At 71.9% G+C, this 25,550-nt stretch carries 22 protein-coding genes; 8 read left to right on the top strand and 14 right to left on the bottom strand.

All coding sequences use genetic code 11. The features are described 5' to 3' along the window. Nucleotides 1-51: 51 nt before the first annotated feature. Genes NYZ95_RS08795 through NYZ95_RS08780 form a run of 4 tightly spaced genes read left to right on the top strand, consistent with a single transcriptional unit; the run spans nucleotide 52 to nucleotide 5,309 of the window. Nucleotides 52-861 carry a purine-nucleoside phosphorylase gene (locus NYZ95_RS08795; RefSeq protein ID WP_262850729.1) on the top strand — a complete coding sequence of 270 codons (810 nt, stop codon included), beginning with the start codon at nucleotides 52-54 and terminating at the stop codon, nucleotides 859-861. Beyond that, the gene (locus tag NYZ95_RS08790; RefSeq protein ID WP_262850727.1) at nucleotides 861-1,649 is read left to right on the top strand and encodes an NAD-dependent epimerase/dehydratase family protein; all 789 of its coding nucleotides are present in this window, start codon (nucleotides 861-863) and stop codon (nucleotides 1,647-1,649) included. Before NYZ95_RS08795 ends, NYZ95_RS08790 begins: the two co-directional genes overlap by 1 nt. After that, on the top strand, nucleotides 1,646-3,274 hold the full coding sequence (locus tag NYZ95_RS08785) for a phospho-sugar mutase (protein ID WP_262850725.1): 1,629 nt from the start codon (nucleotides 1,646-1,648) through the stop codon (nucleotides 3,272-3,274). The genes NYZ95_RS08790 and NYZ95_RS08785 overlap by 4 nt, the downstream gene beginning before the upstream one ends. 7 nt (nucleotides 3,275-3,281) lie before the next feature. After that, on the top strand, nucleotides 3,282-5,309 hold the full coding sequence (locus NYZ95_RS08780; protein ID WP_262850723.1) for an alkaline phosphatase family protein: 2,028 nt from the start codon (nucleotides 3,282-3,284) through the stop codon (nucleotides 5,307-5,309). Between the two features lie 3 nt (nucleotides 5,310-5,312). Here the strand turns inward: NYZ95_RS08780 and NYZ95_RS08775 are convergent, their stop codons facing one another. The 5 genes from NYZ95_RS08775 to NYZ95_RS08755 all read right to left on the bottom strand — a co-directional run bounded on the left by NYZ95_RS08775 (nucleotide 5,313) and on the right by NYZ95_RS08755 (nucleotide 10,282). Next, nucleotides 5,313-6,089: an ABC transporter permease gene (locus NYZ95_RS08775; protein ID WP_262850721.1), complete on the bottom strand. Its 777-nt coding sequence runs from the start codon at nucleotides 6,087-6,089 to the stop codon at nucleotides 5,313-5,315. Continuing rightward, nucleotides 6,086-7,069 carry an ATP-binding cassette domain-containing protein gene (locus NYZ95_RS08770; protein ID WP_262850719.1) on the bottom strand — a complete coding sequence of 328 codons (984 nt, stop codon included), beginning with the start codon at nucleotides 7,067-7,069 and terminating at the stop codon, nucleotides 6,086-6,088. Before NYZ95_RS08770 ends, NYZ95_RS08775 begins: the two co-directional genes overlap by 4 nt. A gap of 172 nt (nucleotides 7,070-7,241) precedes the next feature. Next, entirely contained in the window at nucleotides 7,242-7,916 is a 675-nt protein-coding gene (locus NYZ95_RS08765; RefSeq protein WP_262850717.1) for a PadR family transcriptional regulator, read from the bottom strand. A 114-nt stretch (nucleotides 7,917-8,030) separates the two neighbouring features. Further along, a complete protein-coding gene (locus tag NYZ95_RS08760; protein ID WP_262850715.1) occupies nucleotides 8,031-9,116 on the bottom strand; it encodes a glycoside hydrolase family 25 protein in 1,086 nt (361 codons plus the stop codon). 329 nt (nucleotides 9,117-9,445) lie between these two features. Then, the gene (locus NYZ95_RS08755) at nucleotides 9,446-10,282 is read right to left on the bottom strand and encodes a universal stress protein (RefSeq protein WP_262850713.1); all 837 of its coding nucleotides are present in this window, start codon (nucleotides 10,280-10,282) and stop codon (nucleotides 9,446-9,448) included. Between the two features lie 60 nt (nucleotides 10,283-10,342). Between NYZ95_RS08755 and deoC the strand changes: the two genes are divergently transcribed. From deoC to NYZ95_RS08735, 4 genes are read left to right on the top strand one after another with little or no spacing between them, the layout of a single operon-like run. Beyond that, nucleotides 10,343-11,293: a deoxyribose-phosphate aldolase gene (gene deoC / locus NYZ95_RS08750; RefSeq protein WP_262850711.1), complete on the top strand. Its 951-nt coding sequence runs from the start codon at nucleotides 10,343-10,345 to the stop codon at nucleotides 11,291-11,293. A 10-nt stretch (nucleotides 11,294-11,303) separates the two neighbouring features. Further along, nucleotides 11,304-12,785, top strand: coding sequence for an aldehyde dehydrogenase family protein (locus NYZ95_RS08745; RefSeq protein ID WP_262850709.1), 1,482 nt, complete (start codon nucleotides 11,304-11,306; stop codon nucleotides 12,783-12,785). Continuing rightward, nucleotides 12,782-13,642 carry an aldehyde dehydrogenase family protein gene (locus tag NYZ95_RS08740; protein ID WP_262850707.1) on the top strand — a complete coding sequence of 287 codons (861 nt, stop codon included), beginning with the start codon at nucleotides 12,782-12,784 and terminating at the stop codon, nucleotides 13,640-13,642. Before NYZ95_RS08745 ends, NYZ95_RS08740 begins: the two co-directional genes overlap by 4 nt. Continuing rightward, nucleotides 13,639-14,262 carry a nucleoside/nucleotide kinase family protein gene (locus tag NYZ95_RS08735; protein ID WP_262850705.1) on the top strand — a complete coding sequence of 208 codons (624 nt, stop codon included), beginning with the start codon at nucleotides 13,639-13,641 and terminating at the stop codon, nucleotides 14,260-14,262. The genes NYZ95_RS08740 and NYZ95_RS08735 overlap by 4 nt, the downstream gene beginning before the upstream one ends. Here the strand turns inward: NYZ95_RS08735 and NYZ95_RS08730 are convergent. The 9 genes from NYZ95_RS08730 to NYZ95_RS08690 all read right to left on the bottom strand — a co-directional run bounded on the left by NYZ95_RS08730 (nucleotide 14,237) and on the right by NYZ95_RS08690 (nucleotide 25,508). Further along, entirely contained in the window at nucleotides 14,237-15,853 is a 1,617-nt protein-coding gene (locus tag NYZ95_RS08730; RefSeq protein ID WP_262850703.1) for a substrate-binding domain-containing protein, read from the bottom strand. The genes NYZ95_RS08735 and NYZ95_RS08730 overlap by 26 nt on opposite strands. 91 nt (nucleotides 15,854-15,944) lie before the next feature. Further along, complete coding sequence (locus tag NYZ95_RS08725; protein ID WP_262850701.1) at nucleotides 15,945-17,555, bottom strand: substrate-binding domain-containing protein; 1,611 nt, start codon at nucleotides 17,553-17,555, stop codon at nucleotides 15,945-15,947. 68 nt (nucleotides 17,556-17,623) lie between these two features. Next, nucleotides 17,624-18,691, bottom strand: coding sequence for an adenosine deaminase (locus tag NYZ95_RS08720; protein ID WP_262850699.1), 1,068 nt, complete (start codon nucleotides 18,689-18,691; stop codon nucleotides 17,624-17,626). A gap of 48 nt (nucleotides 18,692-18,739) precedes the next feature. Beyond that, entirely contained in the window at nucleotides 18,740-20,029 is a 1,290-nt protein-coding gene (locus NYZ95_RS08715) for a thymidine phosphorylase (protein ID WP_262850698.1), read from the bottom strand. After that, nucleotides 20,026-21,237 carry a cytochrome P450 gene (locus NYZ95_RS08710; protein ID WP_262850696.1) on the bottom strand — a complete coding sequence of 404 codons (1,212 nt, stop codon included), beginning with the start codon at nucleotides 21,235-21,237 and terminating at the stop codon, nucleotides 20,026-20,028. The genes NYZ95_RS08715 and NYZ95_RS08710 overlap by 4 nt, the downstream gene beginning before the upstream one ends. Before the next feature lie 23 nt (nucleotides 21,238-21,260). Next, nucleotides 21,261-21,659 carry a cytidine deaminase gene (locus NYZ95_RS08705; protein ID WP_262850694.1) on the bottom strand — a complete coding sequence of 133 codons (399 nt, stop codon included), beginning with the start codon at nucleotides 21,657-21,659 and terminating at the stop codon, nucleotides 21,261-21,263. Continuing rightward, a complete protein-coding gene (locus NYZ95_RS08700; RefSeq protein WP_262850692.1) occupies nucleotides 21,656-22,915 on the bottom strand; it encodes an ABC transporter permease in 1,260 nt (419 codons plus the stop codon). The genes NYZ95_RS08705 and NYZ95_RS08700 overlap by 4 nt, the downstream gene beginning before the upstream one ends. Next, on the bottom strand, nucleotides 22,912-24,006 hold the full coding sequence (locus NYZ95_RS08695; RefSeq protein ID WP_262850690.1) for an ABC transporter permease: 1,095 nt from the start codon (nucleotides 24,004-24,006) through the stop codon (nucleotides 22,912-22,914). The genes NYZ95_RS08700 and NYZ95_RS08695 overlap by 4 nt, the downstream gene beginning before the upstream one ends. Further along, nucleotides 24,003-25,508, bottom strand: a complete 1,506-nt coding sequence (locus NYZ95_RS08690) for an ABC transporter ATP-binding protein (protein ID WP_262850688.1) — start codon at nucleotides 25,506-25,508, stop codon at nucleotides 24,003-24,005. The genes NYZ95_RS08695 and NYZ95_RS08690 overlap by 4 nt, the downstream gene beginning before the upstream one ends. Nucleotides 25,509-25,550: the final 42 nt, after the last annotated feature.

The following is a 25,550-nucleotide window of genomic DNA, read 5'->3' as shown; positions in this document are numbered from 1 at the left end:
ACCGGGCCTGAGGATCGCCTGGGTTAGTGTGCCGAGGTGAGTTCCGAACACATGATTCCCCTTGACCGCCCCCGCTCGCCGGAGGAGATGGCCACCGCCGCCGCGAAGGTGCTGCGCGAGCGCACCGGCGGCGACCACGACGTCGCCCTCGTGATGGGCTCCGGCTGGAAGCCGGCCGCCGACGTCCTCGGCGAGCCCGAGCACGAGTTCCCGACGACCGAGCTCCCGGGCTTCGTCGCGCCGGCGGTCGCCGGGCACGGAGGGACCGTCCGCTCCGTCCGCGTCGGTGACACCCGTGTGCTCGTGTTCCTCGGTCGCACCCACCTGTACGAGGGCCACGGTGTCGACGCCGTCGCGCACGGCGTCCGCACGGCGGCCGCCGCGGGGTGCCGGGCCGTCGTCCTGACCAATGCCTCCGGCGGCCTGCGCAGCGAGTGGGTCCCGGGAACGCCGGTCCTCATCAGCGACCACATCAACCTGACGGCGACCTCCCCGCTGCACGGCCCCCAGTTCGTGGACCTGACCGACCTCTACGCCGGCCGGCTGCGGGCGCTCTGCCTCGACGTCGACCCGACGCTGGCCCAGGGCGTGTACGTCCAGGTCCCCGGCCCGCACTACGAGACGCCCGCCGAGATCGGGATGATCCGCACCATCGGCGGCGACCTCGTCGGCATGTCGACCGTGCTCGAGGCGATCGCGGCCCGCGCCGCCGGCCTGGAGATCCTCGGCATCTCGCTCGTGACGAACCTCGCCGCCGGAGTCACCGGCGAGCCGCTGAACCACGAGGAGGTCCTCGCGGCAGGTGCGGCCTCGGCGCAGACGATGGGCCACCTCCTCGCCTCGGTCGTGGGCCGGATCTGATGCGCGTCCTCGTCACCGGGGTCTCGGGGGCGATCGGCCGTACGGTCGCCCCTGGGCTCACCGCGCTCGGCCACGAGGTCCGCGGCCTCGACCTGGTCGAGCCCGACGACGAGCTCGCGGGCGTGCTGGGCGCCGACGTGCTCGTCGGCGACGTCGTCGACCTCGCCGACCAGGCCGTCGCGGGCGTCGACGCGGTCGTCCACCTCGCGGGCCGGCCGTCGGAGTCGTCGTTGCCCGAGGCGTTGTCGTCGCACGCCCACACCACCGCAGCCCTCCTCGACGCGATGGTCAGGAGCGGCGTCGGTCGTCTCGTGTACGCCAGCAGCAACCACGCCGTCGGGATGACGCCGCGCGGCGAGCAGGTCGGCGTCGACGTGCGGCCGCGTCCCGACACCTTCTACGGCGTCGCCAAGGTGACCGCCGAGGCGTTGATGAGCCTCTACGCCGACAGGTTCGAGATCACGGCGGTCGCGATGCGGATCGGCTCGTTCCTCGAGGAACCGACGACCCGTCGCGCGCTCTCGACGTGGCTCTCGCCGGACGACGCGGTGCGGCTGGTGGCGGCGGCGCTCACGACCGACGCCCCCGGCTTCAGCGCGGTCTACGGCATCTCGGCGAACACGCGCGCGTGGTGGGACCTGGAGCCCGGGCGCCGCCTCGGCTACGACCCGCAGGACGACGCCGAGACGTACGCGTCGACGATCCCCCACCGTGACGAGGACGAGGCCGAGGGCGATCGGGTCGGTGGCCCGTACGCCGTGATGCCGTTGGAGAAGCCGCTGCCATGACGACGCCCCCGAGCACCCAGAACCTCGCCGAGGCGTGGATCGCGCAGGACCCCGACCCGCAGACGCGTGACGAGCTGCGGGCGCTGCTCGACTCCGGAGACGAGACCGCGCTCGCCGCACGCTTCGCAGGGCGCCTCGTCTTCGGCACCGCCGGTCTGCGTGGCCCGCTCGGCGCCGGACCGACCCGGATGAACCGGGTCGTGGTGGCGCAGGCGGCTGCAGGGCTGTCGGCCTACCTGCGTGAGCACGCGGGCGGGTCCCCGACCCTCGTGGTGGGCTACGACGCCCGGCACAACTCCGCGGTCTTCGCGCGCGACACCTGCGAGATCGCGCAGGCCGCGGGCGTCCGCGCGCTGCTGCTGCCCGAGCCGTTGCCGACGCCCGTGCTCGCCTTCGCGATCCAGCACCTCGGCGCGTCGGCGGGCGTGATGGTGACGGCTTCGCACAACCCTCCGCAGGACAACGGATACAAGGTCTACCTCGGGGACGGCAGCCAGATCGTGCCGCCCGCCGACGTCGACATCGCCGACGCGATCGCCGCGGTCGGACCGGTCGACGCGCTCCCCCGCGACACCTCGTACGAGGTGCTCTCCGACGAGGTCCGCGCCGCCTACGTCGCGGCCGTCGCGGCGCTGCCCGCTCCGGGGCCACGCGACCTCGTCGCCGCGTACACGCCCCTGCACGGTGTCGGCCTCGCGACGACGGCCGACGTCGTCCGTACTGCGGGCTTCGCTGCGCTGCACGTGGTCGAGGAGCAGGCGCAGCCCGACCCCGACTTCCCGACGGTCGCGTTCCCCAACCCCGAGGAGCCGGGCGCCACGGACCTGCTGCTCGCGCTCGCTGACCGGGTCGGCGCGGACCTGGCGATCGCGAACGACCCCGACGCCGACCGCTGCGCGGTCGCGGTGCCCACCGCCTCCGGTTGGCACCAGCTCTCCGGCGACGAGGTCGGCGTCCTGCTGGCGGACTTCCTGCTGCGGCGCGGCACGACCGGCACGTACGCGACGACGATCGTGTCGTCCTCGCTCCTCGGGCGGCTCGCGGAGGCGTACGGGCAGCCGTACGCGGAGACGCTGACGGGCTTCAAGTGGATCGGACGGGTGCCCGGCCTGGCCTACGGGTACGAGGAGGCGCTGGGCTACGCGGCTGCTCCCGACATCGCCCGCGACAAGGACGGCATCTCCGCAGCGGTTCGGGTGCTCGAGCTCGCGGCCGAGCTGCGCGCCGAGGGACGGACGCTGCGCGACCGTCTCGACGAGATCGCCGCACGGTTCGGTCTGCACGCGACCGACCAGCTCTCCGTACGGGTCGAGGACCTGTCGCTGATCGCCGCGGCGATGGCGCGCCTGCGCACGACGCCGCCGACGGTGCTCGGCGGGTACGCCGTCGCGCGCGTCGACGACCTCGCCACCGGGAGCGCGACGCTCCCCCCGACCGACGGCCTGCGGCTGGTGCTCGCCGAGGGCGGTCGCGTCGTCGTACGCCCGTCGGGGACCGAGCCCAAGCTCAAGTGCTACCTCGAGGTCGTGGTCCCCACCGACGACGGCGTCGACGCAGCGCGGATCGCGGCTGCCGCGAGGCTCGACGCGATCCGCACCGACCTGGCCGTCGCCCTGGGGCTCTGAGACGGCGATGACCACCTCCCCCCGGCGCCGCTTGCGACTCGGCGACGTGGGGAGGCTGCTCCTGGCGTGGCTGGGTGCGACGCTCACGCTCGTGATCGTCGGGCTGGTCCTCGACGAGCTCGCGTTCCGCACGTGGTGGGCACCGGCCGTGGCGGCGGCGGTCATCGGGCTCGTCGGACTTGTCCTGCACCCGCTGCTGGTCGCTGTCGCGGCGCGGATCGGGTGGGTGGCGGTGATCGCGCTCGCCGTCGCCGGCCAAGGCTTGGTCGTCGCCGTCGCGCTCGCGGTGGTGCCCGGGATCGTGGTCGAGAGCTGGTGGGCGCCGCTGGTGGCCGCGTGGCTGGCGGCGTTCGTCGGGTCGCTGCTCGCGTGGCTGGCGACCGCGGGGACGGACGAGGGCTTCGCCGTGGCGCTCGCACGCCGCGGCCACCGGGCGGGTCGGCGCGACGACGGCCCCGCCTCCGACGGCCTGCTGGTCGTCCAGCTCGACGGTGTCGCCTACCCCGTCCTGACCTGGGCCCTCGCCGCCGGCAACATGCCCACGCTCGAGCGCTGGTTGCGCGAAGGCACCCACACCCTGCACGAGTGGCGACCCACCACGCCGTGCACGACCCCGGCGAGCCAGCTGGGGATCCTCCACGGGACCTCCGAACGGGTGCCGGCGTTCCGGTGGTACGACCGAGAGCTCGGTCGGGTGCTGACGGCCAACCATCCTGCGGACGCGGCAGTGATCGAGCAGCGCGCGCCCGGGCCGGGGCTGCTCGCCGACGGCGGCGTCTCGGTCTCCAACCTCTTCAGCGGTGGCGCCGACCGTACGGCGATGGTGATGTCGCGCCTGCGCAGCGGCCGCGGCACCACGATCACCCGCGAGGCGGTGGCGTGGTTCGTCCTGCGGCCCGACGGGCTCGCCCGCAGCCTTTTCCGGACGATCGGCGAGGTGGTGCGCGAACGCGTGCAGGCGCTGCGCCAGGTCCGCCGCGACGTCCGGCCGCGGGTGAAGCGCGACTGGACGTTCGCGTTCCTGCGCGCCGGGTCGAACGGTGTGGTCCGCGACCTGTCGACGGCGGTGGTCGCGCAGGAGATGCTCCGCGGGACGCCGATCGTCTACGTGGACTACGTCGACTACGACGAGGTCGCGCACCACGCAGGCGTCTTCCGCCGCGAGTCGCTGGCCGCGCTCGAGGCGCTCGACGGCGTGCTCGCGACGCTGGAGACGGTCGCCTCGCACGCGCGACGGCGCTACCGCATCGCGGTCGTCAGCGACCACGGCCAGTCGCAGGGCGCGACGTTCCTGCAGGTGCACGGTGCCACGCTCGCCGACCTGGTCGCCGACCTCACCTCGGGCTCGGTGGAGGCCGTCCAGGCGAGCAACGAGGACTACGCACGGCTGCGCGCCCTCGCCGAAGAGATGGCGGGGACGGGGTCGGTGACGGCGCGGCGGGCGGCTGAGCGGATCGACCGCCGTACCGGCAGCGCGAGCGCGGGCGCCGGCGAGGCGCCCGAGAGCGTACGGGGGCAGGAGCCGGCGAGCGACCTCATCGTCCTCGCGTCGGGCAACCTCGGCCTGGTGCACGCCCGTACGGACCGCCGCCTGCTGCTCAAGGAGATCGACGAGCGGTGGCCGCGCCTGGTCCCCGGACTGGTCAACGACCCGGCGATCGGGTGCGTGATCGCGATGACCCAGGACGAGGGGCCCGTCGCCATCGGCGACGACGGCATCCTCGCGCTGCGGACCGGGAAGGTCGTCGGCGACGTCGACCCCCTCGCCGCGTACGGCGAGGGGGCGCGCGAGCGGATCCTCCCGACCTCGGAGCGGGCCGAAGCGCCGGACCTCTACGTCGTGAGCGCGTGCGACCCCGCCACCGGGACCGTGCACGCGTTCGAAGAACTCGTGGGCAGCCACGGCGGGCTCGGGGGCTGGCAGGACCGCGCTGTGCTGCTCGCACCGGCCGACCTCACCCCACCACCCGACGACCTCCTCGGCGCCGACGCCGTGCACCAGGTCCTTCGAGGGTGGCGCGACCAGCTCAGCTGACGCTCACACCGAACGCTGGTACGCCCGGAAGGCCCGTGTCGCCAGCCACGCCAGCACGAGGCCGAGGGCGAGGAGCAGACCGAGACGCTCCGCGACGACGCTCCAGTCCGGGCTCGCCGACAGTGCTTCCCGAGAGGCGACAGCCGCCCAGTCGACGGGATTGAACCGAGCCGCCTCCGCGACCCATCCTGGCATCAGCGCGGACGGGAGCATCACCGACGACAAGAACGTCAGGGGAAGCGTGAGGAACTGCGAGATGCCGATCAGCGCCTCCTGCTGGCGGACGAGCAGCGCCACCGCGTCCGACAGCGCCGCGAACACCGCCCCGAGCAGCACGGCCGCGACGACGACCACGACCCACCCGGCGACGCCGCCGTCGAAGCGGGCACCGGCCACGACGCCGACCACCATGACGATGAGGGCCTGCACCGCGATCGTCACCGACTGCGAGGCGAGCGAGCTCGCGATCAGGGCCGTACGGCTGACCGGCGAGCTGAGGTCACGGTCCATGACGCCGCGGTCCATCGCGACGATGAACCCCGTCCCCGCCCACCCGGCCGAGAACATCGCGGTCATCACGACGACACCGGGCGTGAGATAGGTGAGGTACGAGCTGCCGCCGAACCCGGGCAGCTCCACGACGTTGCGGAACAGCTCCCCGAACAGCAGGAGCCACACGAGCGGCTGGATCAGCGTCAACGCCAGATAGGCCGGCTGGCGCCCGAGGGTGCGCAGCGACCGACCGGTGAGCAGCCGCGTGTGGGTGATCACGGTGGTCATGCGGCCACCTCCGCCGCGAACGTCCGCCCGGCGTACCGCAGGTAGACGTCGTCGAGCGACGGGCGCGACACCGTCACCGCCGCCAGCCGGACGCCGGCCGCGTCGAGGGTGCCCATCACCCGAGGGAGAGCGAGAGCACCGTCGTCGACACGAGCCCGCAGCGTGTCGAGGTCACGAGCGAGCTCGGTGACGCCGTCGAGACCGGCGAGGGCGCCGTAGGCACGCGGGAGGTCGTCCCGCTCGGCGAGAGAGACACTGATCGCGTCGCCGGACAGGCTGCGCTTGAGGCCGTCCGGCGTCCCCGAGACGACGACGCGGCCCTGGTCGACGATCACCAGCTGCTGTGCGAGGTGGTCGGCCTCCTCCAGGTAGTGCGTCGTGAGCAGCACCGTGAGGCCGTCTGCCGCCAGGCGCTCGATCTCCGCCCACATGTCGGCGCGCGCCTGCGGGTCGAGCCCGGTCGTGGGCTCGTCGAGGAACAGCACCTGTGGCCGGTGCATGAGGCTCATCGCGACGTCGAGCTTGCGCTGCATCCCGCCGGACCAGGTCCGGGCCAGGCGGCGCCCGGCCTCGGTCAGCCCGAACCGCTCGAGCAGCTCGTCCGCGCGGGCACGGGCCCCGCGCGCCGGCATCCCGTAGACCCGCCCGGCGAGGACAAGGTTCTCCTTCCCGGTCCCGATCGGGTCGAAGCCCGGCTTCTGGGACACGTAGCCGATCGCGCGTCTCACCGCGGCGGCCTCGCGTGCGACGTCGTGGCCCGCGACCGTCGCCGTACCGGAGTCGGCCCGCGCGAGGGTCGTGAGGATCTTGACGGTCGTCGACTTCCCGGCCCCGTTGGGGCCGAGCAGTCCCATCACCGTCCCGGCCTCGACCTCCAGGTCGATGCCGTCGAGCGCCCGGACCTCACGGTCGCGGGTGCGGTAGGTCTTGGTCAGGCCGGCGACCGTGATCGCCGGGCCCGACCGCGTCGTGCGTGGCACGGCGGTCTCCTTCCGGTGAGGAGTCCGGTGCGCGTGCCGTAGCCTTGAGGTGCAGCCGTCGGGCGAGGCGCACGCGCCGGACTCGGTGGTCACGGTCCCCGGCCGATGGCAGTCGGTCGGGGACCGCTCTTGTGTTCCGTACGGTCCGCTGGTGCGGCCGCACGGGGTCGCGTCACGAGCTGGGCATCATCGCCTCGAGCTCGGGGAACTCGTCCCGCAGCACCCGCTCCAGCGCATCGGGAGCGAGCCCTTCGTCGCGCAGCTCGTGAATCCGCCGCCACACGGCCAGTCCACCGAAGGTGCCGTCGCGCAGCTCGCCGACCAGCCCGCTGACGAAGGCTGTCTCGGCGTCGCGCAGCGCCTGCTGGTAGTCGCTCTCGACGACGAACAGGCGCGGGAACCCCTCGGGCACGGCGGCGCGGATCGCCTCGTGCGTCCGCGCCTGCAAAGCGAGCTCGGTCAGCCGACGCTCGAGCAGACGCAGCACGTCCTCGGGCGGGAGCGTCGCCATGAGCGAGAGGGCAGCCTCGAAGTCGGTGTACTGCGGGCTCGGCTCGCTGAGGAGCTCGCTGAGCCAGTCGGTCATCACGACCTCGCCGTCCGACGTGATCTCGTACACGGTCCGCTCGGGACGCCTCCCCTCGCGCACGGTCTCGCGAGCGGCGATGAGGCCCTTCTTCTCCAGCGACTCGACGACGGAGTAGAGCGACCCGTAGTTGAGGCGGATGCTCTCCTCCTTGTGCCGCTCCCGCAGCGTGCTCGACATCTCGTAGGGGTGCATCGGCCGCTCGGCCAGCAGGCTGAGCACCGCGAGCGCGAGAGCGTTCGCCGGGCGTCGTACGGCCATGACTTCCTCCGATGTCGAGTACTCGGCTCAGAGTATTACACGCAGGATAGACAGACAAGCCGCGCCGCGCCTCCTTCGAGGCACGGCGCGGCTGCGTCCGTAGGGTGGGTGAGCTCAGCGGGTCAGGCCGGGGACACCGCTCAGCTTCTTGCCGGACTTGGAGTGCGCGGTGATCGCGTCGAGCAGCGCGCCCGACAGCGGCGCCTTGGCGTGCCGCTCGTCCTTCGGGGCGTCCTTGATCTCCGCGTCGGTCGCGTTGGGGTCCTTGGCCGAGGACTTGCTGGTCCCGCCGGCCGCCGGACGCTCGCCCGAACGGCTCGTCGTCGCCTCCGCGCGCTTGGCCGCGGCGGCCTTGGCGGACTGCCCGAGGTGCGACTTCGGCGGCGCCAGACGCTCGGCGAGCGAGCGAGAGCCGACGTTCGCATCGGCGCGACCGGGGATCCCAGGGACGCGCTTGGTGCTGGTGTGCTGCCAGATCGTGTAGCCGCGCCACGGGCCCGGGACGGTCGGACGGCTGGTCCCGTAGTGGGCGACCCACAGCGGGTACTTGGCGAAGGCCGCATCGTCCGCGACCGACCCCTTCCAGAAGCCCGGCCCGGTGTAGAGGATGGGGCGGGTGCCGGTCATGCGCTCGACGGTCCGGAGCCACTGCTTGGTCCACGCCCGCATGTACACGGGGCCGCGACCGTCGTTCGCCTCGAGGTCGAGGACGAGCATCGGCTTGTGGACACCGGTGCGACGGACCTGGTTGACGAAGTGGCGCGCCTGCGGGACGGCCGGGGTGCCGGGCCGGGCGAAGTGGTAGAAGCCGGTGGCGAGCCCGGCACGCTCGCTCGCGCGCCCGTCGGTCTTGACGTACTCGTTGACGAAGCCGCGGCCCTCGGTCGCCTTGATGAAGGCGTACGTGTAGCCGGCCTTGCGGATCTTGCCGAAGTTGATCGCACGGCCCTTCGGGTGCTGGTGACCCGAGACGTCGACGCCGCGGGCGAGGCGGCCGCCGGGCTTGTCGGCCGACCGCACGGCCTCGACCTGGGTGTCGACCTGGGCCGTCGACGCCGTCGCGGGCGTCTGGGCGGCGGAGGCGGGAGCCGAGGTGGCGAGGGTGGCGCCTACGAGGGAGGCACCCACGGCGAGGACGGTCGCGCCGGCGCGGCGGACTCGTCGGGGATGGCGGAAGGGGTTGCTGAAGGGGGTGTTCACGATGCTGCTCCTGTACCGGTAGGTCGTTCGCGACCGGACCGGAGCAGGCAGGACCGACCGAGCACAAGGCTCGGGCAGGGCGTCCTTCACAGGACTGCCGTTGACGCGCCGGGGGTCGCACGTACGGCATCCGGCAGCGGCGGCGGACACCGCCGCCACCGGACGCACAGGAGCGGATGCTCGTCATCCCAGCGTCCACGCCCGCCCGGGGGTGCGGGGGACGCTACGCATGGCCACTGAAGGGCCGTACTCCTAGACCGAGAGTGACATACCTGCCCAATTCGGACAAATAGTACAAAGCGCGATCAGAATGTGGTCCCTGGAGACCGTCAGCGGACGACGGCCACGCTGCACCGGGCGCGGTGCAGCAGGCTCTGGCTCACCGAACCGAGCAGCATGCCCTCGAACGCTCCCCTACCCCGCGAACCCACCACGACCAGCGCCGCCGCGTCCGACGCGTCCGTCAGGGCGACGGAGGCGGGCACGGTGATCGCCTCCTGCCGCACGGCCACCCCGGGATAGCGTGCAGACAGCGGCGCCACCGCCTCTGCCAGCATCCCCTCGGCCACGGCGATCTCGTCGCCCACGTTGGTCGGGATGTAGCCCGAGAGCACCGCGGGGCTCGAGGCGGAGGTCTGGAAGCCGTAGATCGCGGTCAGCTCCGCGCCGGTCGCCGCCGCGTACGCGAAGGCCCACTCCAGCGCGGGGGCGGCCTCGTCCGAACCGTCGGTCCCGACGACCACCTGGGTCGCCGCGGCGCGTGCGGGCTCGCGGACGACGACCACCGGGCACGCGGCGTGGCGAGCGACGTGCTGGCTGACCGAGCCGACCACCAGGCCCTGGATCGCCCCGTGCCCCTGGCTGCCCAGGACGACGACGGACGCCTCCGACGACAGACCGATGAGCTCCTCGGACGCCTTGCCGACGCGGGTCTCGACCTCGTACGTCGTCGCCCCCGACTCCGCCAGCACGGACTGGGCCTCCTGGACCAGCGTCGTCTCGACCTCCTCTGCGGCGTCGGAGCCGGCCAGGTCGCGACCCAGCACGGCCACCGCCCTCACCGCCGAGCCGGTCGCCACCGCGTACGCGCTGGCCCACCTCAGCGCACGTGTCGCGTCGTCCGATCCATCGATGCCGACCACCACGGGTCCGTTTGTGTCACTCATGGCCCCAGCATGCCTGCAGGACGGGTACGCCGCCCAGTCCCCCCAAACTAGACTGTCCAAGTGACCACGACACCGACCGTGCTCGGCAGCGCCGCCGACGTCCGGACCGTGCTGGGCGACCTCTCAGGGGTCGACCAGGTCGGGCTGGAGGCGCGCGCCGCCGCTCTCGCGACCCGATCCATCAAGAAGGACGCCAAACGCACGGCGATCGACCTCGCGATCTCGATGGTCGACCTGACGACGCTGGAGGGGGCAGACACCCCCGGCAAGGTCCGCTCGCTCGCCGCGAAGGCGCTGCGACCCGACCCGTCCGACGCGACCTGCCCGCAGGTCGCCGCCGTGTGCGTCTACCCCGACCTCGTCGCCACCGCCCGTGAGGCGCTCGGCGACGCCCCGGTCGGCGTGGCGAGCGTCGCCACCGCCTTCCCGTCCGGCCGCGCCGCCCTCCCGATCAAGATCGCCGACACCGAGAACGCCGTAGCCGCGGGCGCGAGCGAGATCGACATGGTCATCGACCGTGGCGCCTTCCTCGCCGGCGACCTCCTCAAGGTCTACGAGGAGATCGTCGCCGTCCGCGCCGCCTGCGAGCGCCGCGACGGCACCCGCGCCCACCTCAAGGTGATCCTCGAGACCGGCGAGCTCGCGACGTACGACAACGTCCGTCGCGCCTCCTGGCTGGCGATGCTGGCCGGCGCCGACTTCATCAAGACCAGCACCGGCAAGGTCGCGCCCGCGGCGACGCTGCCGGTGACGCTGCTCATGCTGGAGGCAGTGCGTGACTTCCGCGACACCTTCGGCGTGCAGGTGGGCGTCAAGCCCGCCGGCGGCATCCGCACCACCAAGGACGCCATCAAGTACCTCGTCACGGTCAACGAGACCGCCGGCGTCGACTGGATGACCCCGACGTGGTTCCGCTTCGGGGCATCGAGCCTGCTCAACGACCTGCTCATGCAGCGCCAGAAGCTCGAGACCGGCCGCTACGCCGGCCCCGACTACGTGACGATCGACTGAAGGCAGCGACATGGCCGACCACGCCGTACCCCCCACCCCGCTCGACTACGCGCCCGCGCCCGAGTCGCGCTCGATCGTCGACCTCCAGCCCTCGTACGGGCTCTTCATCGACGGCGCCTTCACCGAGGGCGCCGACGGCAGGACGTTCAAGACCGTCAACCCGGCGACCGAGGAGGTGCTCGCCGAGGTCACCGAGGCGACCGACGCCGACGTCGACGCCGCGGTCGCCGCCGCCCGCCGGGCCTTCTGCACCTGGTCGCGGATGCCGGGCCGCGAGCGCGCGAAGTACCTCTACCGCATCGCCCGCATCCTCGCCGAGCGCAGCCGCGAGCTCGCCGTGCTGGAGTCGCTCGACAACGGCAAGCCGATCAAGGAGTCGCGCGACGTCGACATCCCGCTCGTCTCGCAGTGGTTCTTCTACTACGCCGGCTGGGCGGACAAGCTCGCGTACGCGGGCCTGGGCGCCACGCCGCGCCCGCTCGGTGTCGCGGCCCAGGTGATCCCGTGGAACTTCCCGCTGCTCATGCTCGCCTGGAAGATCGCTCCCGCGCTCGCCGCCGGCAACACCGTCGTCCTCAAGCCCGCCGAGACGACGCCGCTGACGGCGCTGCTGTTCGCCGAGATCTGCCAGCAGGCCGACCTCCCGCCGGGCGTCGTCAACATCGTCACCGGTGCCGGCGCCACCGGGCAGACACTCGTGTCGCACCCCGACGTCGACAAGGTCGCGTTCACGGGGTCGACCGACGTCGGCCGCCAGATCGCGCGCGCCGTCGCCGGCACCGACAAGCGGCTGACCCTCGAGCTCGGCGGCAAGGCCGCCAACATCGTGTTCGAGGACGCCCCGATGGACCAGGCGGTCGAGGGCATCGTCTCCGGGATCTTCTTCAACCAGGGCCACGTGTGCTGCGCAGGCTCGCGGCTGCTGGTGCAGGAGAACGTGTACGACGAGGTCATGGAGCGCCTCAAGCGCCGCATGACCACGCTGCGCGTCGGCGACCCGCTCGACAAGAACACCGACATCGGTGCGATCAACTCGCGCGAGCAGCTCGACCGCATCACCGCGCTGGCGAGCACCGGCGACGAGGAGGGCGCCGAGCGGTGGTCGCCGCCGTGCGAGCTGCCGTCCTCGGGCTACTGGTACGCGCCGACGGTCTTCACCGGCGTCACCCAGGCGCACCGGATCGCCCGCGAGGAGATCTTCGGCCCCGTGCTCTCCGTGCTCACGTTCCGCACGCCGGACGAGGCGGTCGCCAAGGCCAACAACACCCCGTACGGACTGTCGGCCGGCGTGTGGACCGAAAAGGGGTCGCGCATCCTCGCCATCGCCGACCGACTGCGCGCCGGCGTGGTCTGGGCCAACACCTTCAACAAGTTCGACCCCGCCTCGCCGTTCGGCGGCTACAAGGAGTCGGGCTACGGCCGCGAGGGTGGCCGTCAGGGCCTCGCCGCCTACCTCACCAGCTCGGACCTGCAGGAGGGCGAGACCGCATGAGCCGGCTCGACGTGCGCAAGACCTACAAGCTCTACATCGGCGGGGCGTTCCCCCGCTCCGAGTCGGGCCACACGTACGAGGTGAGCGACACCAAGGGCCGCTTCCTCGCCAACGCCGCCAAGGCCTCGCGCAAGGACGCGCGCGACGCCGTCGTCGCCGCCCGCAAGGCGTTCGGCGGGTGGGCGGGGCGCACCCCGTACAACCGCGGCCAGATCCTCTACCGCGTCGCGGAGATGATCGAGGGGCGTCACGAGCAGTTCACCGCCGACGTCGTCGCCGCCGAGGGGCTCACCAAGGCGCAGGCCGCCAAGGTCGTCGACGCCGCGATCGACCGGTGGGTCTGGTACGCCGGGTGGGCCGACAAGCTGGCGCAGGTCACCGGCAACGCCAACCAGGTCGCCGGCCCGTTCTTCAACCTCTCCTCGCCGGAGCCGACCGGGGTGGTCGCGGTCGCCGCACCCGCCGACGACAGCCTCCTGGGCCTCGTGTCGGTGCTCGCCCCGGTGATCGTGTCGGGCAACACCGCGGTGGTCGTCACCTCCTACGAGCGTCCGCTCGCCGCCGTCACGCTCTCCGAGGTCCTCGCGACCTCCGACGTCCCGGGCGGTGTCGTCAACGTCCTCACCGGTGACGTCGCCGAGCTCGGGCCGTGGCTCGCGGCCCACCTGGACGTCAACGCGCTCGACCTGACCGGCGTGACCGACGCCGACCTCGCCACCACGCTCGAGGCCGAGGCCGCGGTGAACCTCAAGCGCGTCCTGCGCCCGAGCGCCCCCGACTGGACGGCAGAGCCGTCGATCGCCCGCATGACGGCCTTCCTCGAGACGAAGACCGTCTGGCACCCCGTGGGCGTGTGAGCGGCCGCGTCGGAGTGGTCGTCCTGTCCGGACCGTCGGGCTCGGGCAAGTCGCGGGTCGCCGCGCGCAGCGGCCTGCCCGTCGTACGGCTGGACGACTTCTACCGCGAGGCGGGCGACCCCGGGTTGCCGACCATCACCTTCGGCGACACCGAGGTCGTCGACTGGGACGACGAGCGATCGTGGGACGTCGTGGCGGCGTGCGACGCCTTGGAGGTCCTCTGCACCGTCGGCACCGTCGAGGTCCCCGTCTACGACATCGCGCTGAGCCGGCGTACGGGCGCGCACACCCTCGTCCTCGCCGACGCCGCGACCGTCGTCGCCGAAGGTCTCTTCGCGCACGTGGTGGTTGCGGAGCTGGAGCGTCGCGGGCTGCTCGCCGACGCGATGTGCGTACGCCACCACCGGCTTGTCACGTTCGTCCTGCGGCTGGCCCGCGACCTGCGCGAGAAGCGGAAGTCGCTGCCCGTGCTGCTGCGCCGTGGCTGGCACCTGATGCGTGAGGAGCCTGCCGTCGTGGCCCTGGCGGAGCGTCACGGGTGCCGACCCGTCACGCCCCGCCAGGCTGAGCGGCGCATCGCCGCCCGCGCCCGCGTCAGTGACGCGAGCGCAGGGCGTTGATGAACACGTTCGCGATCTCGCTGGGCTGACGGGCGAGGTACACCTGGCCGCCGGTGGCCTTCGCGATCTCCTGCAGGGAGAACGCGTCGGCGTCCTCGGTGATCCCCAGCGCGATGATCACGACCGGCCGTGCGGGGTCTCGCTCACGCTTGAGCGTCTCGACGAGCTCCCCGCGCGAGATGCTGCCCGGGTCGTCGTTACGCCCGCCGGTGACGAGGATGACCGAGTTGACGGCCTTCGGGTCGTACCGTGCCTGGACCTCGCGGAACGCGGCGAGCGTCGTGTCGTAGAGGCCCGTGCGGCCCTCGACGCGCTTGTTGAGGGACTTCGTCTGACGGATCACCAGCTCGCGCTGGTTCACGCCTCCGGTGCTGGTGGACAGCGGACGGATGGGGACGAGCTCCTTCCAGTCCTTCTTGCCGTCGACCTTGCGCGCGAAGGCCCACATGCCGAGGGACCACGAGTCGGGCATGAGCCCGAGCCCGGTCATCGCCGCCTCCATCGTGAGCTTCATACGCGTCGAGCCGCCTGCGCGCTCCCCCATCGGCTCGGAGACGTCGATGACCGCGAGCGCCTGCGCCGGCAGCGCGATCAACGACCAGCGCCGCAGCGTGTCGCCGATGACCGCCGGATCCTCGATCGTCATCGAGGCGAAGCGGCCGATCGCGCCGCCCTTGCTGAGAGGCTCGCCGGAGGGGCGACGGAAGCCGGCCTTCTCCAGGGCGGCGACCCCGTCCGCAGAGGTCAGGGCGTCGGCCAGCGCGGTCGCCGCCTTCTCGTGCCCCTCGTCGTCGGAGACCAGCGCCAGCGGATAGCCCAGCGCGAAGCTGCCGTCGCCCGGCAGGACCGGCACGAAGGAGTCGGCGGCCGGGGACGCGTTGAAGACCTGCTCGCTCACGACGGTGCTCCCGCCGGTCTTCGCGGTCTCCACGAGCAGCGCCGCGGGGTCGGCCGACGCCGTGCTGGCGGACTGGCGCTGCGCCAGCGTCACCTGCGCCCTGCTGACGGTGTCGAAGACCGCGGGCGTCAGGCTGCTGCCGGCCTCGGCGTGCGCGGCCAGCAGGGGCGCGGTCGCGGTGGCCGTCGACAAGGGGTCGCCGATGGTGAACCTCGGGTTGGTGAGCACCTGGAGCCACTTCGCAGGCGGCTCACCGCCGTTCTTGGGCCAGGCGAGCACGACCGGCGAGGTCGCGACGGAGCGGACGAGGGTGCGCGGAGCCTCGACACCCTCCACCAGCTGCCCCGCGACCCGGGTGAGCCAGACGGCCGAGTCCGGGATCCAGAGGTCAGGCGCGCCGTCGTCGAGCGCGACTGCCTGCGACGTGAGGGCCGGTGGCTCGGCGAGAATCTCGAAGGTCACGCACCGGGCGGTGGCCGCCCGGTCGGTCGCCGACTCGACCAGAGGCGCGAGCTCGGGCGCGACAGCGACCGTGACCGGCTCGGACGTGCCGCACTGCGCCTCCGCAGAGCCGTCGTCGTCGCGCAGCGCCAGCAGCCCGACGAGCAGAGCGACGACCACCGCGAATCCGACCGCGTACGTGGTCGGTCCTAAGCGGGCGGCGTCCTTGTCGCCCGCATGACGTCCTCCCATGGTGGAGCTCCTGCCGAGAGCTAGGCGCCACGCTGACAGCGCCGCGCCGCCCCTGCGAAAGGGCGGCGCGACACGGAGCGAGCGGAGTGGATCACCCTCGAGACTCGAGGGCGTTGACGAACACCTTCGGGATCTCTGAAGCCTCCCGAGCGATATAGGCCTGGCCCCCCGTGGCCTTGGCAATCTTGTTGAGCGCGTCCTCGTCGGCGTCCTCGGTGATACCGATCGCGACGACCATCACCGGACGTGCCGGGTCACGCTCGCGCTGGATCGTGGCAAGGAGCTCGGACAGCGACAGGCTGTCGGAGTCCTCGTTCTTGCCGTCGGTGAGGATGATGACCGAGTTGATCGCCTTCGGGTCGTACTGCGCCTGGACGGTCCGCCACGCCGCGAGCACCGTGTCGTAGAGACCGGTGCCGCCGCCGACGAGCGTCGCCATCTCGCGGGTCTTCTGGACGACCACGTCGCGGTGCTTGACGCCGCCGTTGACGGAGCCGAGCTTGCGGATCGGGGCGAGCTTCTTCCAGTCCTGCTCGCCGTCCAGCTTGTGCGAGAAGGCCCACGAGCCCACGGCCCAGGAGTCGGGCATGAGCGAGAGCCCGGTGAGCGCGGCCTCGATCGTGAGCCCCATGCGGGTCGAGTCGCCGGCCTGGGCCTCCATCGAGCCCGACACGTCGATCACCGCGACGGTCTGGGCCGGGAGTGCGATGACCGACCACTTGCGCAGGGTCTGCGCCACGAGCTGCGGGTTGTCGAGCGCGATCGGGGTGAACTGGCCGACGCCCTTGCCCTCGGGCAGCGGGTCTCCGGACGGCGTGCGGAAGCCCGCCTCGCTCAACGTCTCGACACCGGCGGCCGATCCGAGAGCGGCGGCGAGCGCCTTCGCGGCGCGCTCGTTGCCCGGGTTGTCGGAGGCGGTGGCGAGCGGGTAGTCGAGCACGAGGCTGCCGGTCTTGGGCACGACGGCGACGAACTCGGCGCTGCCCGGCACGGCCTGGAAGACCTGCTCGCTCACGACGGTGCTGCCACCCGACTTCGCGACCTCGGCGAGGAGCTCGGCGGGGTTGGTCTTCGGCGCCGCGACGGACTGCCGCTGGGCGAGGGTCACGAGAGTCGCGCCGACGGTCTCCGCGCTGGTCAGGCCCTTCGCGGCCTCGGCCTGGGCGGCCAGCAGCGGCACCGTCGCCGGCGTCGTCGCCAGCGCGTCACCGTTGGTGAACTTGGGGTCGGTCATCGCCTGGAGCCACGTGTCGGGCCGTCCGGGTCCGTCCTTGGGGAGCGCGAGGACCACGGGAGAGGTCGCGACCGACTTCGTGACGACCTCAGGGCCCGCGGCTCCCTCCGGCTGCTGGGCGGTGACGCGGGCGAGCCACAGCGAGGAGTCCGGGATCCACAGGTCCGGCGTGCCCTCACCGATCGCGAGGGACTGTGCCACGAGCGCGGGGGCCTGTGCCTCGACCGTGTACGCCGCGCACGCGTCGTCTCCGACGCGCTCGACCGCGGCCTCGATGACCGGCGCGATCTCAGGTGCTGCGGCGACCGAGACGTCGTGCGTCGTCGAGCATGACGCAACGGCCGGGGTGTCCGGGTCCCTGAGGACGAAGACCCCCGTCAGGATCGTGGCGACGACGACGAGACCGATTCCGTACTGCCACTTGCGGCCGGCTTCGTTCTCCTTCGCCAAGGTGTGACGCCCACCCATGGATTCTCCCTACTTCGTGGCATGTTTCACACGCGGCTGCGCACAAGGTAGCAGAGTCCAGAAAGGGGCTATATAGCATAGCCCGGCTTGATCGCATCTTGAATGAGCGCGAGGCGCTGGTCGAAGGGGAGGAACGCGCTCTTCATCGCGTTCACGGTGAACCACCGGAGGTCGTCGAGGTCGTAGTCGAACGCCTCGACGAGCAGCGTCATCTCGCGCGTCATGGACGTCTGGCTCATCAGCCGGTTGTCGGTGTTGACGGTGACGCGGAAGCCGAGCGAGGCAAGCGTGCCGATGGGGTGCTCGGCGATCGAGGGGGCCGCTCCCGTCTGGACGTTCGACGACGGGCACAGCTCGAGCGGGATGCGCTTGTCGCGCACGTACGCGGCGAGCCGACCGAGGCGCGGCTCGTCGGGGTCGCTGAGGTCGATGTCGTCGATGATGCGCACACCGTGGCCGAGCCGGTCGGTGCCGCACCACTGGATCGCCTGCCAGATGGACGGGAGACCGAACGCCTCGCCCGCGTGGATCGTGAAGTGCGCGTTCTCGCGATGGAGGTACTCGAACGCGTCGAGGTGCCGGGTGGGCGGGTAGCCCGCCTCGGCCCCGGCGATGTCGAAGCCGACGACTCCCCGGTCGCGGTAGGCGACGGCGAGCTCGGCGATCTCCAGCGAGCGCGCCTGGTGCCGCATCGCCGTGAGGATCTGGCGCGCGTGGATCGTCCGTCCCCGCCTGGCCGCCTCTGCCGTGCCCTGGGCGAAGCCCTCACGGACGGCGTCGACGGCACCGGTGAGCGTGAGTCCGTCGCGAAGGTGCTGCTCGGGAGCCCAGCGGACCTCGGCGTAGAGGACACCGTCGTCGGCGAGGTCCTCGACGCACTCGCGCGCGACGCGGACCAGGTCCTCGGTGGTCTGCATGACGCCGACGGTGTGCGCGAACGTCTCCAGGTAGCGAACCAGGCTGCCCGAGGTCGCGGCCGACGCGAACCAGTCCCCCAGGTCGGCCGGGTCGGCGACCGGCAGCTCGTGGCCCGTGCGCTCGGCGATGTCCGCAACCGTCTCGGGCCGCAGACCGCCGTCCAGGTGATCGTGCAGGAGGACCTTCGGGACGCGCGCAATCTGCTCTGGGCTGACCATCGGACCAGCCTATCTGCGCACCCCCGCCCGCGATCCGGGCACCGACCTCTAGGCGATGCGCTCGAGCACCGGGTTCGTCCGCGGAGCCGGTGCGGTGTCCACGACGTCGTAACCGCCCTCCAGCGCCGCCAGCGCGCGCGAGAAGCGCGCGGGCTCGTCGGTGTGCAGCGTCATCAGCGGCTGGCCCGTACGGACGCGGTCACCCGGGCGTACGTGCAGCTCGACGCCGGCACCGGCCTGCACCGACTCCCCCGGGCGCGAGCGACCGGCTCCGAGGCGCCACGCGGCGAGCCCGACCGCCATCGCGTCGACCCGGCCGACGTAGCCGTCACGGTCGGCGGCGACGACCTGGATGTCGGAGGCGTGCGGCAGCTCGGCGTCGGGGTCGCCGCCCTGCGCGGCGATCATGCGACGCCACACGTCCATCGCACGCCCGGAGGCGAGCACGTCCGCAGGGTCGACGTCCTCGCGGCCCGCGGCCGAGAGCATCTCGCGCGCGAGCGCCACGGTCAGCTCGACGACGTCGGCCGGTCCCCCGCCTGCGAGCACCTCGACGGACTCCGCGACCTCGAGCGCGTTGCCGGCGGTCATCCCGAGAGGGGTCGACATGTCGGTGACGAGCGCGCGGGTGTCGACACCGGCGTCCTTGCCGAGGGCGACCATCGTACGAGCGAGCTCGCGTGCCGCGTCGAGGTCCTTCATGAAGGCACCGGACCCGACCTTCACGTCGAGCACGAGCGCCCCCGTGCCCTCGGCGATCTTCTTGCTCATGATCGAGCTCGCGATCAGCGGGATCGACTCGACCGTCCCGGTCACGTCGCGCAGCGCGTAGAGCTTCTTGTCCGCCGGGGCCAGACCCGCGCCCGCGGCGCAGATGACCGCACCCACGTCCTCGAGCTGGCGCATCATCTCGTCGTTCGTGAGGTCGGCACGCCAGCCGGGGATCGACTCGAGCTTGTCCAGCGTCCCGCCGGTGTGCCCGAGCCCACGGCCCGACAGCTGGGGCACCGCGACGCCGCACGCGGCGACCAGCGGTGCGAGCGGCAGCGTGATCTTGTCGCCGACCCCTCCCGTCGAGTGCTTGTCGGCCGTCGGCCACGACAGCCCGGAGAAGTCCATCCGCTCCCCGCTGCGGATCATCGCGTCCGTCCAGCGTGCGATCTCGCCGAACTCCATGCCGTTGAGGACGATCGCCATCGCCAGCGACGCCATCTGCACGTCGGCGACCTCGCCCGACGTGAACCCGTCGACGACCCAGTCGATCTGCGAGTCCGTCAGGACGTTCCCGTCCCGCTTCACCGCGATCACCTCGACGGCGTCGTGCCTGCCGATGGTCATGCGGCCTCCCCAAGATCGATCTCGACACCTTCGAACCCGCGCAGGACCCACGTGGGGCGTCGCGGCGCGACACCGGTGAGCTCCAGGCGCGGGAAACGCTCGAGAAGCCGGCTGAGCGAGATCTCGAGCTCCATGCGCGCCAGCGGTGCGCCCAGGCAGAAGTGCAGCCCCATCCCGAACCCGACGTGGGGGTTGGGGTCGCGCGACACGTCGAACGCGTCCGCGTCGGCGAAGACCGCGGCGTCCCGGTTGGCCGAGCCCATCAGGCACGCGACCTTCTGGCCGGCGCGGACGGTCGTGCCGGCGACGTCCACGTCCTCGGTCGCCGTGCGCTCGAACAGCTGCAGCGGCGCGTCGTAGCGGATGAGCTCCTCGAGCGCGGTCGCGACCGAGACCTCGCCGGACAGCACGCGGTCGCGCTGCGCCGGGTGGGACAGCAGCGCGTGCACGCCGTTGCCGAAGACGTTCACCGAGGCCTCGTGCCCGGCGTTGAGCAGCAGCACGACCGTCGCCACCAGCTCGTCCTCGCTCAGGCGTGCGGCGCCGCCGGACTCGGGGTCCCGCTCGGCGATCAGGTCGGTGAGCAGGTCGTCGCCCCGGATGCCGCGGGCCATCTGCGCCTTGCGCTCCGCGACCAGCGCGGCGACGTACTCGCTGAACGCCACGCTGGCGGCGATGGCCTCGCGCTTGGTCTCCTCACCCACTCCCTGCTCGTACATGTGGACGATGCCCTGCGACCACGTCCGCAGCTGGGCGTGGTCGTCTCCGGGGACACCGAGCAGGTCGCAGATCACGTACACAGGCAGCGGCTCGGCGTAGTCGCCCAGGATGTCGACCGTGCCGGACAGCCCGTCGAGCAGGCGTGCCGTCAGCTCCTCCACGCGCGGGCGCATCCGCTCGACGTGGCCGCGCCCGAACGCACCGGCGACGAGGCGTCGCAACCGGGTGTGGGCGGGCGGCTCGTTCTCCATCATCTGGTTGCGGTGGAGCGCGTTGAACGGCTCCATCTCGTCGACCGGCTCCCAGTCGGTCCAGATCCGCCCGAGCCTGCGGTTGCGCAGGGTCTGGCTCACCGCGTCGTGCGTCGTCGCCAGCCAGCGGCCGCTCGGCTCGTGCCACAGCACGGGGCCGGCGGCGCGCAGCTCGGCGAGCACCGGGTACGGGTCGGCGACGAAGGCAGGATCGTTCAGGTCGACGTCGGTCTTCACGGCATCATCATCGCCCGCGAGCCTCAGGACCGTGCTCCGAGGTCGCCGTCGTCGAACGCGTCGGGCAGCACCTCGGTCATCGGCACGACACCTCGCGGGGTGCGCAGGAGCATCGTCGGACCGCCGTTCTCCCAGAGCAGCTGGCGGCAGCGCCCGCAGGGCATCACCGGCTCCTCCGAGCCGTCGACGCACGCGACGGCGACGAGCCGGCCCCCGCCCGTGGCGTGCAGCGACGACACCATGCCGCACTCCGCGCACAGACCGACGCCGTACGCGGCGTTCTCGACGTTGCAGCCCACGACGAGGCGGCCGTCGTCGGTCAACCCAGCAGCACCCACGGGATAGTGCGAGTACGGCGCGTAGGCGCGGCGCATGACCTCGACCGCGGCGTCGTGCAGGCGATCCCAGTCGACGTCGGTCATCCGGCTTGTCCCTTGCGGTACGGCTTGCCGTCGGCCGCGGGCATCCGTAGCCGTTGGGTGGCGAGCGCGAGTGCCAGGAGCGTCGCGACGTACGGGGTCATGCCGGCGAACTCGCGCGGGACCTCGTCGCTGAGCAGGTACCAGACGAGGAACGCCACGCCCAGCACCGCGAACAGGATCCCGTTCTTGCGGTCGCCCTTGCGCATCCGCAGGAAGGCGAAGACGAACAGCAGGAGCGCGACGAGCAGCAGCAGCGCGTGCACCGCTGCGGCGTTGCGCAGCTGCATCGCGTCGGTGTAGCCGAACATCGTCGCCGCACCGGCCGCACCGAACGGTCGCCAGTTGCCGAAGATCATCGCGGCCAGGCCGATGTAGCCGCGGCCGCCGGTCTGGCCCGTGACGAAGCCGCTGGAGGAGACCAGGACGAGCATGTAGCCGCCGAGGCCGGCGAAGACGCCCGAGATGATCACGGCGATGTACTTGAAGAGGTAGACGTTGACGCCCAGCGTCTCCGCCGCCTGCGGGTTCTCGCCGCACGAGCGCAGCCGCAGACCGAAGGTCGTCTTCCAGAGCACCCACGAGGTGAACACGACCAGGGCCGCGACGAGGTAGACCATGATCGACATGTTGCGCGTCAGCGCCGCGACCACGGCCGCGACGTCGGAGATCACGAACCAGTGCTTGCCGGCCAGCTCCGCGGCGGCGTCCCCGAGCCACGGGACCTCGACCCGCGGTGGCGTCGGCAGCCCGGTGAGCTGCTTGATGCCGCCGCCGTCGAGGTCGCGGAAGTAGGCCTCCGCCAGGAACGCGACCGCGCCGGCGCCGATGATGTTGAGCGCCACACCGGAGACGATGTGGTCGACGCCGAAGGTGACCGTCGCGATCGCGTGCAGGATGCCGCCGACGGCGCCGAGGAGCGCCGCGCCGATCAGACCGACCCACGGGCCGTAGAAGTACGTGAAGTAGGCCGCGCCCCAGGTGCCGAGGATCATCTGGCCCTCGAGGCCGATGTTGACGATGCCCGCCCGCTCGGCCCACACGCCACCGAGAGCGGCGAGCAGGATCGGGCAGGTCGCGATCAGCGCCGCCTGGATGGTGCCGACCGAGTCGATCTCGTTGGCACCGCTGATGACGCGGACGGAGGACACGATCGCGATGAAGCCGACCGTGACCAGGAGCCAGCGGTACGAGCGTCCGAGCGACGCGGACGGAGTCGGCGGCGGCGGGGGTGCCGTCTCGGTGGCGAGGGTGCTCATGCCGAGACCTCCTCGGGGGTCGCGTCGGGACGGGGCGCCTCGGCCACCTGCTTCTCCTCGGCGCGCAGCCGGTAGCGGCGTACGAGCTCGTAGGCGATGACGACCGCGAGGACGATGATGCCCTGGGTGATCTGGATGACCTCGACGGAGATGCCGGCCTCGATCGTGAGGCGGTTCGACTGCTCGTTGAGGAAGGCGAACAGCAGCGCGGCGAACGCGATCGGCAGCGCTCGGTTGCGTCCGAGCAGGGCGACCGCGATGCCGGTGAAGCCGAGACCGACCTGGAAGGTGGTGCCGTAGTAGTGGGCGCTGCCGAACAGCGACGGCATCCAGATCAGGCCGGCGATGCCGCCGGAGATGAGCAGCGTCAGCAGCGTCATCTTCTTGGTGTTCACGCCGCTCGCCACGGCGGCGGTCTCCGACTGACCCGTCGTGCGGAGGTCGAAGCCGAAGCGGGTCTTGTTGAGCACCAGCCAGAACGCGACACCGGCGATGACCGCCAGCAGGCCCAGTGTCCAGACCTCGCCGGCCGACTTGTCGAACGGCTGCCAGCCGGGGACCTGGCTGGACTCGGGGATCACCGTGGTGCGGCGCGAGTCGCCGGCCTTGAACCCGTACGTGCTGAGCAGGTAGCCCGTGATCGTCACGGCGATCGCGTTCAGCATGATCGTCGAGATGACCTCGCTGACGCCGCGCGTGACCTTGAGGAGTCCGGCGATGCCGGCCCACGCGGCGCCGGCGGCGACCGCGACGAGCAACGAGCCGATGACGTTGAGGGCGCCCGGCAGCAGCGCAGCGCCGGCGAACAGCGCGCCCGCGTAGGCCGCCATGCGGTACTGACCCTCGACGCCGATGTTGAAGAGGTTCATCCGGAAGCCGACCGCGGCCGCGAGCGCGGACAGGTAGATCAGCGACGTCTGGTTCGCGATGTTGACCAGGATGCGGTCGGCCGGCCACGAGAAGATGATCCCGATGAAGTCCCCGGCCGAGCCGCCGGAGATCTCGATGACGATGCTCGTGACGGCGAGCGAGAAGGCGATCGCGAGGAGTGGCGCAGCGATCGCCACGCCGGCGTTGCGCAGGCGGTTCATGCTTCCTCCTGTCCGCCCGTCATGGCCTCGCCGAGGTCCTGAGGGGTGACGGTACGCGGGTCGAAGCTGCCGACGATCCTGCCGCGCAGGAGGACCTCGATGCGGTCGGACAGACCGATCAGCTCGTCGAGGTCGGCAGAGATGAGCAGCACGGCGAGGCCGACGCGACGCGCGTCCTTGATCTGGTCCCAGATCGCGGCCTGCGCTCCGACGTCGACGCCGCGGGTCGGGTGTGCGGCGATGAGCAGGCTCGGCTTGCCCGAGAGCTCGCGGCCGACGATGAACTTCTGCTGGTTGCCGCCCGACAGCGCGCGGGCCATCGTGTCGATGCCCGGGGTGCGGACGTCGTACTCGGAGACGATCCGCTCGGCGTCGCCGCGAGCTCCGCCGCGGTTGATCCAGCCGCGCTTGACGGCGACGTCCTCGTACGTGTGGCCGAGGACGCGGTTCTCCCAGAGGGGCGAGTCGAGGAGGAGGCCGTGCCGGTGACGGTCCTCGGGGATGTAGCCGATCCCGGCCGCGCGGCGGCGCCGCGTGCCCCAGCGCGAGATGTCGGTGTCGCCGAGCTCGACCTGCCCGGTGGTGTGGCGCATCGCGAGGATGCCCTCGACCAGCTCGGTCTGGCCGTTGCCCTCGACACCGGCGATGCCCAGCACCTCGCCGCGGTGGATCTCGAGGTCGATGCTGTCGAGCACGGTGCGCCCGAAGTCGTCGACCATCGTGAGGTCGCGGACACGCAGCTCGACCGTCTCGGTGACGGTCGACTCCTCGGTCTCCGGCGACGGCAGCTCCGAGCCGACCATGAGCTCGGCGAGCTGACGCTTGGTGACCTGCTTCGGGTCGGGGCTGCCGACCGTCGTCCCGCGGCGCATCACCGTGATCGCGTCGGCGACGTGGAGCACCTCGTCGAGCTTGTGCGAGATGAACAGCAGCGTGTGCCCCTGGGACTTGAGGCCCTCGAGGTTGGCGAAGAGGGCGTCGACCTCCTGCGGCACCAGCACCGCGGTCGGCTCGTCGAGGATGATGATCTTGGCGCCGCGGTAGAGGACCTTGAGGATCTCCAGCCGCTGCCGCGCGGCGACGCCCAGCGTCTCCACCAGCACGTCGGGGTCCAGGTCGAACCCGAAGCGGTGCGAGATCGCGCGAACCTGCTCGCGCGCCTTGGCGCCGGTGCCGTACAGCTTCTCGGCACCGAGGACGACGTTCTCGAGGACGGTGAGGTTGTCGGCCAGCATGAAGTGCTGGAAGACCATCCCGATGCCCTGGGCGATCGCGTCCGACGGGCTCGAGAACTCGACCTTCTGGCCGTTGACCGTGATCGTCCCCGCGTCGGGCTTCTGCACGCCGTACAGGATCTTCATCAGCGTCGACTTGCCGGCGCCGTTCTCGCCGACCAGCGCGTGGACCGTGCCGGGGGCGATGCGCAGGTTGACGTCGTGGTTCGCGATCACACCGGGGAATCGCTTCTCGATCCCCTCGAGCTCCACCGCGGAGGTCGTCATCGTGCTCCTTCTGAGTACCGGTCAAGCGGCACAGGCCCGGGG

The organism is Mumia quercus (genome assembly GCF_025506335.1).
GTDB lineage: Bacteria > Actinomycetota > Actinomycetes > Propionibacteriales > Nocardioidaceae > Mumia > Mumia quercus.
Note: the sequence above shows the minus strand (reverse complement) of the source record. Positions and strands in the feature narration are given on the sequence as shown.